Annotated in this window: 15 protein-coding genes; 3 read left to right on the forward strand and 12 right to left on the reverse strand. The window is 50.4% G+C overall.

The annotated features are described in order from the left end of the window. Nucleotides 1-156: 156 nt before the first annotated feature. From IT415_01140 to IT415_01180, 9 genes are all read right to left on the reverse strand, one after another. Nucleotides 157-831, reverse strand: a complete 675-nt coding sequence (locus IT415_01140) for a glycosyltransferase (GenBank protein MCC7543296.1) — start codon at nt 829-831, stop codon at nt 157-159. Nucleotides 832-915: 84 nt separating this feature from the next. Continuing rightward, nucleotides 916-1452, reverse strand: a complete 537-nt coding sequence (locus tag IT415_01145; GenBank protein MCC7543297.1) for an aminoacyl-tRNA hydrolase — start codon at nt 1450-1452, stop codon at nt 916-918. Continuing rightward, on the reverse strand, nt 1453-2799 hold the full coding sequence (gene der / locus IT415_01150; GenBank protein ID MCC7543298.1) for a ribosome biogenesis GTPase Der: 1347 nt from the start codon (nt 2797-2799) through the stop codon (nt 1453-1455). It lies immediately after the preceding gene. Between the two features lie 26 nt (nt 2800-2825). Beyond that, nucleotides 2826-3704, reverse strand: coding sequence for a D-alanyl-D-alanine carboxypeptidase (locus IT415_01155; protein MCC7543299.1), 879 nt, complete (start codon nt 3702-3704; stop codon nt 2826-2828). Then, nucleotides 3697-4371 (reverse strand): rRNA pseudouridine synthase, encoded by a 675-nt coding sequence (locus IT415_01160; protein MCC7543300.1) that lies wholly within the window; start codon nt 4369-4371, stop codon nt 3697-3699. Before IT415_01160 ends, IT415_01155 begins: the two co-directional genes overlap by 8 nt. Next, a complete protein-coding gene (gene scpB, locus IT415_01165) occupies nt 4358-4876 on the reverse strand; it encodes an SMC-Scp complex subunit ScpB (protein ID MCC7543301.1) in 519 nt (172 codons plus the stop codon). Before scpB ends, IT415_01160 begins: the two co-directional genes overlap by 14 nt. Continuing rightward, the gene (locus tag IT415_01170; protein ID MCC7543302.1) at nt 4854-5549 is read right to left on the reverse strand and encodes a segregation/condensation protein A; all 696 of its coding nucleotides are present in this window, start codon (nt 5547-5549) and stop codon (nt 4854-4856) included. The genes scpB and IT415_01170 overlap by 23 nt, the downstream gene beginning before the upstream one ends. Nucleotides 5550-5582: 33 nt before the next feature. Then, nucleotides 5583-6020: a response regulator gene (locus IT415_01175; protein MCC7543303.1), complete on the reverse strand. Its 438-nt coding sequence runs from the start codon at nt 6018-6020 to the stop codon at nt 5583-5585. A gap of 77 nt (nt 6021-6097) precedes the next feature. Next, nucleotides 6098-7801, reverse strand: a complete 1704-nt coding sequence (locus IT415_01180) for a PAS domain-containing protein (GenBank protein ID MCC7543304.1) — start codon at nt 7799-7801, stop codon at nt 6098-6100. Nucleotides 7802-7842: 41 nt separating this feature from the next. Here IT415_01180 and IT415_01185 point away from each other — a divergent pair, with 41 nt between their 5' ends. Next, nucleotides 7843-8880 carry a GTP-binding protein gene (locus IT415_01185; protein ID MCC7543305.1) on the forward strand — a complete coding sequence of 346 codons (1038 nt, stop codon included), beginning with the start codon at nt 7843-7845 and terminating at the stop codon, nt 8878-8880. 106 nt (nt 8881-8986) lie between these two features. Further along, nucleotides 8987-9421 carry a hypothetical protein gene (locus IT415_01190; protein ID MCC7543306.1) on the forward strand — a complete coding sequence of 145 codons (435 nt, stop codon included), beginning with the start codon at nt 8987-8989 and terminating at the stop codon, nt 9419-9421. 81 nt (nt 9422-9502) lie between these two features. On the opposite strand, the gene tgt is transcribed toward IT415_01190, so the two are convergent. From tgt to IT415_01205, 3 genes are all read right to left on the reverse strand, one after another. Continuing rightward, complete coding sequence (gene tgt / locus IT415_01195) at nt 9503-10567, reverse strand: tRNA guanosine(34) transglycosylase Tgt (GenBank protein ID MCC7543307.1); 1065 nt, start codon at nt 10565-10567, stop codon at nt 9503-9505. Nucleotides 10568-10640: 73 nt separating this feature from the next. Further along, a complete protein-coding gene (locus IT415_01200; GenBank protein MCC7543308.1) occupies nt 10641-11126 on the reverse strand; it encodes a hypothetical protein in 486 nt (161 codons plus the stop codon). 202 nt (nt 11127-11328) lie between these two features. Beyond that, nucleotides 11329-13116, reverse strand: a complete 1788-nt coding sequence (locus tag IT415_01205; protein ID MCC7543309.1) for an ABC transporter ATP-binding protein — start codon at nt 13114-13116, stop codon at nt 11329-11331. Nucleotides 13117-13178: 62 nt separating this feature from the next. On the opposite strand from IT415_01205, the gene IT415_01210 reads away from it, so the two are divergent. Then, nucleotides 13179-13838 (forward strand): Crp/Fnr family transcriptional regulator, encoded by a 660-nt coding sequence (locus IT415_01210; GenBank protein ID MCC7543310.1) that lies wholly within the window; start codon nt 13179-13181, stop codon nt 13836-13838. Nucleotide 13839: the final 1 nt, after the last annotated feature.

The following is a 13839-nucleotide window of genomic DNA, read 5'->3' on the forward strand; positions in this document are numbered from 1 at the left end:
CCTCATACGGTGGCTTGGAAGGGATTAATGAAAAGTCCACATCGGTTCCGACTGGTGTGGTCTTTTCATTTATACCGATATATTGAGTCTAGTAGAAATACGAACAAAAAGCGAGCATGAGGGGTATAAAGACAGCTGAGGACATGACTATCATCCTCAGCTAAGCCAGGGCTTGAAGCGCACCGGCAAGATGAACCGAGCGGTTCCAAGCAGCCATTCCTTGAAGACTGCGCGCTTGGCTATGTAGGCAGATCGACGTGTCGGGTACTTATCGAGCTTATCAATAGATCTCACGCCGCGCATCAAGACTTTTGCGATTTGCCGCTTATTACGCAGTAGGCTCCAGCGACAAATGGCATTCAGCGCCGCCTCTAAGGCCCAGCCTTGGTAATCAATCTCGCACACCTCCCAAAGCAAAGAGGCTCGAAAAGCACGTTCGCCAGAGAGACCGACATGCCAGCGCCAGTGGAGCCGCTTGAACGTTGTGTCGCAAACCCCAGCTGCTTGTACATACCCTCCATGAACTACAGGGGCAAGCAAGGCTACGATGTGCTCCTCGCACAAACCCACCAGATCTGCGTCGAGCAGCAGAACTACGTCGTCACTTGCAACTCGCTGCGCCATTACGTATGTAATGGCATTTCCCTTGCCGCGCTCGGGGCAATCAATCACTTCAACCCCAAAGCACTCAGCACGCTCGCGCGTGTCGTCAGTAGAGCCGTTATTTGCAACCAGTACGAGATCGATCATGGTACAGCGCGTAGCAACTGCCAATACTCGCTCAATGCGTCCTGCCTCGTTGAAGGCAGGGATAATACAAATGGTACGCACCCGTCCTCCTTTGGTATCGAACTGGGTTTACTTCTCAGTCTGAAGAAATAGACGCATTCAGTAAAGCGTAAGACTAATACATTATTACGCCGTCATGGCAATATGATACTGGCCCCGCAATTCCTTGATCGCCCGACCAATAATCGCCTTCATTTGAGCTCGTTCTTCGTGCGAGAACCTGCCGAGTACAAACTCCTGTAGATCAACATGGCGCAAGAGATCGTTGCCGATGCCGATTCGCAGTCGATTCACCTGATGACTATAATCTTTTGCGACCGAGCGCAGACCATTATGATGCGCTCCTGTCACAATCCCCCGTCGAAATCGCATATCACCAAAGTCTAGATCGCGATCATCAACCACGATACACACCTGTTCTGGGTCTACCTTATAATAATCAGCCACCGCTCGGACAGCCCGTCCGGAGTCATTCATATAAGTCTGTGGCTTTACGAGCAAGGTATCAGAAATGGCCGCAACCTGTGCACACCAAGCTGGCTTATCTTGCCAGGCAACGTGGGCTTGTTCAGCCAGCTCGTCGACGACCGCAAACCCGACATTATGACGCATACCGTCATATTGTCGACCCGGATTACCTAATCCTACAATAATCTGCTTCATTTATTCCCTTGCTGCTTCGCGATCCTGCTTATATTTACTCTCAAATATAATCTTAAGCGGGATGCCAGCCAAATCATAGTGGGCTCGCAGACTATTCTCGATATAGCGCTTGTATGAGAAGTGGATCTGATCAGGCTTGGTACCAAAGATCGTCAGTGTCAGAGGCAGGCTAGCTGTTTGCACGACATAATTCAAACGAGCATGTTGATTCGAGCCTGTTGAGGGTGGCTGTTTCGCAACTACCTTTTGCAAAAATGCATTAAGTTCTTTTGTAGGAATCTTTGTATCCAGTCGGCTGGCGATCGAAGCGATCTGAGCTTCAAGCTGCTTGATGTGCAGACCCGTTTCAGCCGATATCAAAACATATGGTGCCCACGGAATAAACTCAAATTCATGGCGTAACACACGATCAATGCGCTTCAGCTCTGCTTCCGTGCGTTCGAGCAAGTCGATTTTATTTACAGCCAATATCAGTCCTCTGCCTGCCTCTTGAATAAGTCCAGCTAAGCGTTGATCTTGCCCGGTTACCAACTCCTCAACGTCGAGTAGTAAGAGGCAGATATCCGCCTGATCTATGGCTTGCTCAGCTCGCTTCAGAGAATATTTCTCGACCCCCTTTGCGACCTTGCCTGGACGTCGAATACCAGCTGTATCCACAAACCGCCACATCTGATCACCGACCTTACGCGTGATCTCAAGACTATCGCGCGTTGTACCGGCCTGCTCGCTTACGATAGCAGCCTGACGACCAGCCAGCTGATTCAACAGACTTGATTTGCCTACATTCGGGCGACCAATGATTGCAATCGACACACTCGGCTGATCACTTAATGCCATCTCTCTCGAACGCGGCAGCACTGAGCGAAGATAATCCGATACCGCATCAAAACCGATATTATGAATCGCAGACACTGCAAACACTTGCTTAATACCGAGCGCTTGATAGGTGTCTAAGTTTGCGGACTGCTTGTCGATCTGATTCGCAAGGAGAATTAGTGGCTTCTGGAGCTTATGGGCGCGAGCTGCCAACCTGCGCTCTTCATCAGATACGGGCTGGCTCGCATCCACCACCATGGCGATCACCGAAGCCGACTCGAGAGCTACATCGAGCTGAGTCATAGCAGCAGTTTGGATACTATCATCTCCCTTGGCGACATGCCCAGCGCTATCGCGCAACATAAAACGCACCCCATCAAGATCCACCTCGTGTGCCGAAGTATCTCGAGTAGTGTGAGCTTGATCGTGGACGATTGCTTGGCGGCGACCGAGCAATCGATTGACGATGCTCGACTTGCCAACATTTGGCAGCCCGATCAACACAAGTTCTGGGAGTGAAGTTGTTTTCATATACTTTAGTATCATTCGAGTTTTTGTTACTCTAACCTATCGAGTGCTAAGTGTATCAGAGAATCGCTCTCTTGAAAACGGTCAGGGCTACCTAGGACAACTGAGAGTGCTCGTCGCTGACCTTTTACCGCATAGGTAATCAAGCATTCTCCAGCCTTCAAGGTATAGCCCGTCTTGAGCCCCTGCACCTCGCTATTTTGAGTCAATAGTTGATTGGTAGTAGTCATAGCATATGTTTTACCCAAGGTAGTGTGCATTACAGCACTCGCCTGCTTCACGGTGGCGCGCACAATTTCACTCTCCAGCATGATGCGCGCAATAATCGATAGATCATAAGCGCTCGAAACATGCCCTTCAGCGTCGAGGCCCGTGGCATTCGCGAACTGCGTTTTATCCATACCAAGCTCTTTGGCGGTCGCATTCATCTTATCTACAAAAGCCTGCTCGGTTCCCGCATCCCAGCTCGCAAGTGTCACGGCAACATCATTCGCTGAATAAATTAACAGACCCTTCATCATCTCGCGCAATGTAAACTGTTCGCCCTCTTTGATATTCAGACGCTGGCTATCCCCGTCAATCGTCGACACGGCCGGACCGACCGTCACCACATCATCAAGACTGTGATGTTTCAGGATAACGTAGCCTGTCATAAGCTTGGTCAAGCTCGCCATCGGCAATGCTGCGTCACTATTCTTGCTATAGAGCTGCTTGCCCGAATTCAAGTCCATCAGAAGAGCTGCTTTCGCGCCAACCGCAAAAGAATCCGGTGCGAGCGACTGCACCGCCAGTAATGGCTTCTGGGCCACTTCCGCCTGAGGCTGCACGTCGGGCATAGACGCTGGTAACCCAAAGGAAGGCGCCGCTAGCATGACGCTCAGTGCTACGCGCGCCAGCCATTCAAACATTGATACGCTCCTCGCGCCAGACGCCAGGCTTCAAATCCTTGAGTGAATATTCCGCAATGCGTGTTCGCTTCAGCTCGAGCACTTCTATACCAAGTGATGCAAAACAACGGCGTATTTGACGGTTTTTGCCTTCATGCAGGACAACAATATAATCATTGGTCTGCCGATGAGTAACTTCCGGTAATCGCCACAGCGCCCCCGCTACATCAACCCCTCGTTTTAGCCGCTGAAGTTCAGCGGCAGTCAACTGACGACTCAATGTTACTTCATAGCGTTTAGCTTTGACCTGACTCGGGTGTGTATACTGCTGAGCTAGGCCACCATCATTGGTAAGCAATATCAGTCCTTGACTGTCTTTGTCGAGGCGGCCAATAATCTTAAACCCCGCGTACTCCTCAGGGAGCGTATCAAATATTGTCCTCGACTGACCTTGATGAGCATGACTACAGATCTCACCGACTGGCTTATGATATGCGATTAGGCGCCTCGTCCGTGTGCCGCCTACTATCTCTATCCCGTCGAGCAAAACCGTACTCGACTCCCGGACTTGATCACCGAGCTTGACCTTCACTCCGTCAATACTCACGCGGCCTGCAATGATCAGTTCGTCTGCCTTACGACGAGCCGGTGCGACCCCCCGCTGCACCAACCACTTATTGATCCGCACGTTTCAAACCCTTCACTTTTGGCAATGCTTTCAAGTCCCTAATCCCGACCAGCGCAAGAAACTGTGGCGTGGTCACATATTTGGGCTCAACAGACTTTGCATCCTGTGCACGAATGAGGCTTCGGCTCAACAGCGCCTTAATCGACGCCTCGCTCGACACACCGCGAGCTTGATCAATGCTCGCCTTCGTAACCGGCTGATGATACGCAATGATGGTCAAAACTTCCAGGGCAGCGGAGGATAATGGCTGCGCATGACGAGCGAAATACTTTTGGATAGCAGGTCGCACTGTGTCGTCTACGGCGAGCATATATCCGCCATCGTCATGCACGAGCATAAGGCCAAGTGGCGCAATCTGCTTCTCGATAACAGTGAGTATCCCCCTCAGCTGATCCTGCTCGATCCCCGCGATCTCGCACAATTGTGCGTCCGTAAGGGGCTGCGAGGTTACAAACAAGCTGGCAGACACCTGAGCGACATTGCTAGCTGGCTTTTGGCTGGACATGTGCTTCTCCTTTGATATCGATGAGCTCCCACACATCACGCCGCACTAGCTCCAAGAGAGCCAGCACGTGTGCCACCGTTTGGCGTTTGCTCGAATGACGCACCGCCTGTAGTACACCAGACCGAGCGGATATACGCTGGATCATTCCCTTGATCGTGTGATTGATATCGATGCGTGTGATTTTAACTGTGTGCTTCGAGACTGGCTTTGGCTGTTGCCGCCCCCGTACTGCTTCGTGCATGCGCACCAAGTCCTGCAAACTAACATTATCCGGCGGCAGGCTGCGCCAGAAGGAATGAGATTCTGGGCGCTCAATATACCGATTACTACGCGCTCCCACCCACCGAGCTGCCCGCCTCATAATTTGCAGCTGTCGCAGCTGTTCGGTTAAGCCTTCGAGTGAATCGGCTGCATCGTCTTCTTCGCCATCCTCTGCCACCATACCAAGTGCTTTGGTCTTATGCGACAGCAAGCGAGTACCAAGGTCGAGAAACCAACTCAACTCACGCGTATCAGCCTTCTCGAGCGCCGATACGTACGCAATATAATCACCTGTCACCTGACTAATCGACACGTCGGTGACGGGCAACTCTCGTCGCTCTATCAAATGAAGCAAGAGGTCAAGCGGCCCTTCGAAATTATCGAGCGCTACAGTATAAGAAACAGTCTGCATCTACCCTTAAGTATATCATTTTGGGATGCATACTTACGCTGCTGGTGGTTGAGTGGGTGGAGCAGGTTGTGCTGGCGCTGCTGCCGGGGCTGCCGGCGTAGCAGTCTCACCAAGAAAGCGCTTCACAGTGGCAACCACATCTTCGAGCGTAACTTGGCTTTTGACGAGGTATTCGTCGACGCCTAGCTTCTTGCCACGCTCTTTGTCGACCTGCTCAGACAGTGCGGTCATCATCACGACCTTGGTATGCGCCGTCTCTGGAGTTGAGCGCAAAATGTCGAGCACATCAAAGCCCGAGATACGCGGCATCATGACATCAAGCAAGATAAGATCTGGCTTTTCTTTGACTGCCATAGCCAGCGCCTCTTCACCGTTTGAAGCCACTGCGAGCTGATAGTTCTCCGACTGAAAGCGCGCGAAGTAAATGTCGCGCAGATTGACGTCATCTTCTACTAATAAAATCTTCGACATGGAATGCACCGCTCCTTCATGGATTCAAAAATATCTTACGCTCATTCTATCGAGCTTGAGAGGTATGCGCAAGCACGCTACTGCTTGACGAGTGGCAGACTAAACTTAAAAGTACTCCCATACCCAAGCCGTGACTCCACCCAGATCCGCCCCCCGAAGCGTTCGATCAGACTGCGCGCCAAATACAAACCGAGGCCGGTGCCGCCGATCTCACGCGTATAGGAGTTATTGACGCGATAGAATTTCTGGAAGAGATGCTTCTGCTCTTCGGGCGCGATGCCGATACCCTGGTCTTGCACAGCAAACTCTACATTTTCACCGACAGTCTTCACGCTCACCGCTATCGTACCGGCCTGTGAATATTTGATCGCATTGTCGATCAAGTTCGTTATGACCTCACGCAAACGATCAGGGTCAGCCTCGACGGAATAAATCGGTGCAACCACATGCTCCTTGCCGACTCCTGTCCCAATGTGCGTTACCAGCACCAGACCCTTATTCTTAGCAATGATCTCCATCTCAGAGATCACCGCCTTCACGAGCTCAGAAAAATTAAACACCCGCGACATGATTTCCATGCGATTATCTTCAATCTTGGTTACAGACAAGAGATCACGAAATAGTGTCCCAAGGTGGATGCTCGCGTCATGCGCTTTATCGATAAATCCCTTGGCGCGAGCATCAACCTTCGCGAGGTTTGGATTGCGCGCCATCGACAAATAGCCTTCGATCGCTGCAACCGGCGTGCGCATCTCGTGGCTAGCCGTCGAAATAAATTCGTTGCGCTCTCGAGCCAGCTGTTTCTGATCCGAGATGTCATGGAAGATCGCAATCGCACCACTGATTTGTCCACGACCATCGAAGGTTGGGGCGATCGAGATCGAAAACGAAATCTTTTGATTCTTTTTATCAAGCATCGAGAAGCAGTCGGTCTTGAGTGGCTTGCCAGTCTTGAGTACATACAGAAATGGGTCGGTTTCGTCGGTCATACCTACGTCCCCAGTATCCTTAAGCTTAAATATTAAGTTATATTCGACGCCCATCGCACTCTTCGCGTCCCAGCCGGTGATTGTTTGTGCAGCTTCGTTAAAGATCACGACTTTGCGCTCAGTGTCGACAGCCACAACCGCGTCAGCAATGGCGCCCATCATGAGTTGCTGCTTCATCTCTGCGCTATCGAGTTGCTTGATGAGTCCCTCTGAAAGTTGCATTGTCTTGAGCGCGCGCTCGGAGTTTTTGCCGACGAAGTATGCTATCAACCCCGCAAACAGCGTTGCAGCGAGTTCAAATCGGGTCGGACCAGTTATGTTCATCTGCAGATATCGCGGCGCGAGCCAAGTAAAGAGCAAGAATGTAGTCGTTATCCCCCACGTCACATAGACCGACAATAACCCCGCTATCCCTGTGCACACCATCATCAGGAGATACAAGTTGTACCAATTTGACTCAATTCCACCGCGAGCCAAAACTATACTAATCAAAGCAAGGACCAAGGGTAAAAGCGAGAACTGGAGCGCCAACTGCGGTCGCTTCTTGTGTACGCGCGACCAGAGGACGATATTATAAATCGCACCCAGACTCAAAATAATCTCAGCTACAATCAGGTATAATGCAGCTATCGACACAATCAGATTAAGCAGTTGCGATGCTGCCAGCGCCACCAATACGGCTATTTGAATTAGCGCACTTAAGCGCACCAACGATCGATATGCCACGACATCAATGGCAGATTGTGCGGGCTTCTGAGATTTCTGGGAGGCTGGTGGGGTGTCAGACTGCATACGTATCAGATATATTGTAGCATAAGAGGAATCAGCAATAGATGTCCAAACACCCAATCACCACCTCTCACAAAATACCCATTCTCGCCGTCACCGGCTTCCTTGGCAGTGGTAAAACAACCTTCGTCAATCACCTGCTCCGCGAGCCACATGGCCTGAAGATCGGTGTGGTCGTCAATGACTTTGGGAGTATCAATATCGATGCTGAGCTCGTCGCCGGTAAGACCGATAAACAGCTCGAACTATCGAATGGCTGCATCTGCTGCTCGCTCGAGACGCTTGACCTCCAGGAAGCAATTGCGCAGTTTGCGTATGTCGGCTCCGACATCGACCTCATCGTCATCGAAGCCAGCGGCCTCGCCGAGCCGCGCGATCTGGCGCTAAACCTTCGCGACATGAAGGGCATCGGCGTGCGCCTCGATGCCATAATCACAGTCATTGATGCCGAGCACGTTATAGAGAATGCCAAAGAGCATGCAAATGCTGCAGATCAGCTTGAGTTTACTGACTTCATCATTATCAATAAGACTGATCTCGTCGATGAAGCGCGTATTGATGAGATCAAGCAACTCATCGACATGACAAATCCCCGCGCGCGAGTCTTTGAAACTGTCAAAGCGGACGTCGACATTCGATTACTCACCGACCCCGATCGGGTCTGGGGCTCCGCCGAACCACACAGCCATGACGACCATGGTCATAACCACGACCATCACAAGCATCTCCACGAGAAGTTTACACACCTCTCTATCGAACTCTCAGAACCGATTCACCCCATGAAATTTCAAGAATTTGTGAATAACAAGATTCCGAAGGGCGTGTATCGAGCAAAAGGTTTTATCAATCTAGGCAGCAAGGGCCATAATCGCAAATACATCTTTCAGCTCGTCGGTACTCGTTCCGAGCTGTATTGGGACAACTGGAATAAAGAGGGAAAGCCTGGCACACGGATCGTGTTTATCGGATCGGACTTCGATAAGAAGCAGCTTGAAACCGACCTGCGCGCCTGCATCGACCCTGAACCGGATGCCCCACTCGAAGGTATCGAACTTCGCCTTCCACAAAAGTGGGAGGGGTAGAAATATTGACTTTTTGAGTGTCTTGTGATATATTGAGCTAATCATTCGATAGCCGATTGATCGAGGGGCTACCCCTCGTACGCACCCCAAAAAAAGGAGCGACACAATGCCCCTCATCACCCTCACCACCAAGCCCGAATGGCATCCCACCTCGGGAGTCAAGTACGTGGATCTCGAACTCAAGCCACGTGAGATTGTCGATTTCGGATGTGAACTCCCGCTTCAGCTAATGAAGCTCCGGGGGCAACTCCAACTGGAGCCATCCACTACGCCGGTCACGATCCAGGTCAGCCATCGTGCAGCCAACACACACGACGTCAACGTGCCCGACCTCTGGATCGAGATGCACTTCAACGAAGACACCCTCGATGAAGAGGCGCGAACGCTGGCCACGTCCGAGATCAAAAAGCTAGTGTGCAGCTGGTTCTGGTACTACATGCCTCGCGAAATCGACACGCTCTCTCGTCTACTAGAGAGGTTTGATGTCGCTTGCGACATCTATTGGCCAAACGGTCACCACGGGTTCCTCGTGATCCGGTGACACCGAGATCGACTGGTGAGACCGCCCTCACGGACACCCACCCGCAACCACTACAGCGTGGGTGTCCCTCTGGGGGCTTTTTTATTTCTGAAGTAGCTCCATCAGCTTGGCATAGAAGCGCAAATTATGAATGCTCGCCATGCGCTCAGCAACCGATAAATTAGCGCGAAACATCGCGTGGACATAACTTGCCGAATAATGCTGACACGTCTCGCAATCACAATGCGAGTCAATTGGTCCTTGCACATCTCGCAAGCTGAGATTCTTCATTGTCACCGTGTCATAAAATGGCTTATCAAGATCAAGTTCTTCTGGCCTATCATTCCATACATACAGTTTACGATGGCGCGCTTCTCGAGTCGGGATCACAACATCGAATAAGTCATAGCCCATACGCACACAGGCCACGATCTGCTCAGGCGTGCCCACACCCATTGCATATTTGATGGCGTCTGCTGGCGTATCATCTACAACTGCTTGCAAGGTCTCGACTTGCAGCTCATTTTTGTCATTAATCGGAAATCCGCCATAGCCATAGCCATCGAAGTTGAGCTTGACGAGCTCAGTAGCGCACTTGCGGCGAAGTTCACGATCTCCTCCACCCTGTACAATACCAAAAAGCAGTGGTTTCTGTTTCATACCTTTCGTAACTTTGTCAAAATGCGTGCGTGCTCGCTTCGCCCACTTGATCGTGCGCTCCACACTTTTAAGCTGCTCCGAGAGTGGCATATCGGGCTTCGTGCAATCATCCAGGATCATAATTATGTCACTACCGAGTTTCAACTGATAATCAATGCAGCTCTCGGGCGTCAACATCAGCTTATTACCAGCCGCATCCTGAAAACTCACGCCATCATCTGTCAATCTGCCCCCAGTATTAAACTCGCGCACCAAGCTCATCGCCTGAAAACCTCCTGAGTCAGTAATAATCGGCCGATCCCATCCCGTGAAGTTGTGCAATCCACCCTGCTCAGCAATCACATCGACCAGGCCCATATTCGCCAGATGGTAGGTATTCATCACCATCCCAGGGGTGCCGGTCGTCTTCACGCCTTCAGTATCGACGGATTTAATGGTCGCGCGTGTGGCATCTGGAAAGAATGCGGGGAGCCGCACGTCGCCATGGTTTGTCTGAAGCATTTTCATATCTGCAACATTCTAGCGCAAAAACACCCTGTCTACCAGAAGGCGCAGGGTGTTTTTGCTTGTTGCGAATAATCTACTTATAGTAGCTCTTGATCTGGAAGAGAAGATACAGACCAATAACGAGCCCCAATAGACCGCCGAGGATGTTGCCAAAAAGTGCAGAAGGATAGCCAAACCCGTAAAGCAAATTATAGACGAATGAGAGGATATCAGCCCAAAATAGTAGTTTCCAGGCGCTCAGCTTCTTCGCCTGCAAGCCAGGAAAAGCAATGAATTGAATGACGACTTGTGCGACGAGTGCAAAGAATGGTACCCACAAAAACGGTCCAGCTACGGCGGTCACGAGACCAGCAGTCGCAACATTAGCAATCCCCAGGAGCGTCAGCAACGACAATGCTGCAAGCGCACCAAAGATTGCTACGACGATATTAATCCACGGCAACCACTGGACCAGCGTCTTGCGTGCATTCTCTGGCAGCTGAAAAGGAGCCTGTTTTGTAAAATAGGGCTCGAGTACTGTGATGAGATCCCCCGTAGATTTGCTTTTGGCTTCTGCCATGATAATAACTCCTTGATTAATATATATGTACTACTGACATTGTATCAGAATATGGAATTATTCCGCACGATCTTTCGTTAGGCTAGCAAATTATCGATCCACTGTGCCGACGAGCATACATAGCTATCAATAATTACACCTTGAAATAAACACGACATAAGTATCTACATACCGAATATAAAAAAGAAGATCGTTGACTAAATTATGCAGCGATATCAAATTTCTGTAGTTTTTTCTTGACGCTCTCCGTACTTGCTGTTTGGAGTCTTAGCAGCTCAGCATAAATACCATCACGCTTACGTGCCAGCTCGGTTGGTGCGCCCTGTTCGGCGATCTTGCCACCCTTCAAGCCAATGATCATGTCTACGCCCGCAATGGTGCTTAATCGGTGAGCAATAATGATCGTGGTGCGCCCCTTCATAAGACGTTCCAGCGCCTCCTGCACTTGATACTCGGCCTTTGCGTCAAGTGAGCTAGTTGCCTCATCGAGAATGAGGATCGGTGGATTCTTGAGTAATGCGCGAGCAATAATAATACGTTGCTTTTGTCCGCCCGACAACCTGATACCGCGTTCACCCACCTCAGTCTTATACCCTTTCGGCAGTTCTTGTATAAAACCATCAGCATTTGCCATCTTCGCCGCCGCCTGCAATTCTGAGCGCGTGTAGTGACGCCCTAGACCATAGGCAATATTCTCTTCAATCGTGCCTGAAAACAGTGACGGGTCTTGGAATACAATTCCCACCTGCTTACGTAAGCTCTCCTGCGATACGCTCTGGATTGGCGTACCGTCGATCAGGATCTGACCCGACTGCGCTTCATAAAATCGCACAATCAGATTTGCGATCGTTGATTTGCCTTCACCACTCTCACCAACCAACGCGACCTTGCTATGTGCCGGGATAGCAAAGCTGGCATTGCGCAATACGGTGCCGCCCTTTTCATACGCAAATGTCACATTATCAAAACGAATTTCCCCACCCGATACCTTCAGAGACTGCGCCTTATCCACATCAGTAATCGCTGGTTCAGTACTCATCACCTCGAAATAATCGCGACTATCAGCCTGAGCACGCTGTATACCCTCGATCATAAAGCTCGCACCAAAAAGCGGAAACTGGGCTTGGTTCGATAGCGTAATCAAGAGCACGGCCGTACCAACCGAATATGCGCCGCCGAGCGCCTGCCAGGTGATGACAACAAAAATCAGGAAGAATATAACACCAAGAGCCAAGCGTCGATACATATCGTATCGATGCCACTCAATTGACTGATCACGAGCAATGTCCTCGATCTTACGCCGCTTACTCGCGAAGAAAGCCAGCTCCCCGGCCTCACGTACGAAGCTCTTGACGACACGTACTTGGCCTATTGATTCAACGAAGCGACCATTTGCCACATCAAGGCTCTGATTGATTCGCATCTGCTTCTTTTGATAGGCATTGCTCGATAAGTGCGTAATGTAAATGTAGCTCGGGAAGATGACGGTCAGTAGTAGTGCGATCGGCCACGAGTAAAGGGCAATCGCCACCAATGTCACAAAGGCCGTCAGAAAGAACTGTATAAAGTTATTTGCCAGAGCGTTCATAAGCTGCGATAAGCTAGCGATACTGCGCTCCAAACGGGCCGTGATCTTGCCGGTTTGCTCAGAGTCATAGTACTGAACCGGTAATCGCATCAAGTGATCGTAATACCGCTGCGAAAGCAGCGAATTAAGCTTCACTGCCATACGATCACCCAAATAACCATTCAGATTTGATAAAAACGCTACGAGAATCCCACTGACCAACATCAGCCCAAGCGGCACAATCGCATCACGAATAGTAATCGCCTCGCCTTGCATATAGCTCGTCATGAGATCTACCAACCACTTCGTCAGAAACGGCTGGACTAGATTGAGAGCAGCCAGCACGACCACAAATAAGGCAATAGCTATGTAGTATTTTTTCAAGCTCGAACTGTATTTGAGAATTCTAATGATGTCCTGCATAACTTCTTATTGTACGGTATAGCTTCCGTTTTTTACCACACCAAAGCTGCTACAATAGCGGCATGAAGCATTTGAAGACATACTTCGAAAAACTCCAGAAGCGCACCTTTCAAAAGGGCGATGTGCTATTGCATCAGGATGAGTCTGGCGAAGAAGTATACTTTGTGACCGATGGCTACCTCAAGGCCTACACCATCGCTGATGATGGTGATGAGAAACTCATTAGCATCCTCGGACCGGGCGACGTCATAAATCTTGAGTCTGTATTCTTCAAGGGGTATGCTCATCGGTATTATTTCGAAGCTCTCACCAGTGGCGTCATCAAGATAAAGGACACCAAATCCCTCGAGCAGGAGCTCACCAAGGACCCCGACGTACTCATGGGGCTCGTGCGTTACGTCATGGCACGCAATGATGAGCTTGCTCAAACCCTCGACAATATCTTGCAAGCCAAATCTGACACCAAGCTCGTGAATTATCTCGCGCTGCTCGTGCAACGCTTTGGTACCGAAGTACGTGATGGCATCATCACACTTCCATTCCCCCTGTCTCACGCTCAGCTCGCCAGCATGGTCGGTACGACGCGCGAGACGATGACCGTGCAGCTTCGTCAGCTTACTAAGGCTGGTGTCATCAAGCCCGCCAAGTCTGGACTTTTCCGCAATCGTCTCTCGGGCTTCGAGATTAATCTCGAAAAACTCCGCGAATTTACTGAGGTATAAA

The sequence above is a fragment of the bacterium genome (genome assembly GCA_020854115.1).
In the GTDB taxonomy this organism is placed as follows: domain Bacteria; phylum Patescibacteriota; class Saccharimonadia; order CAILAD01.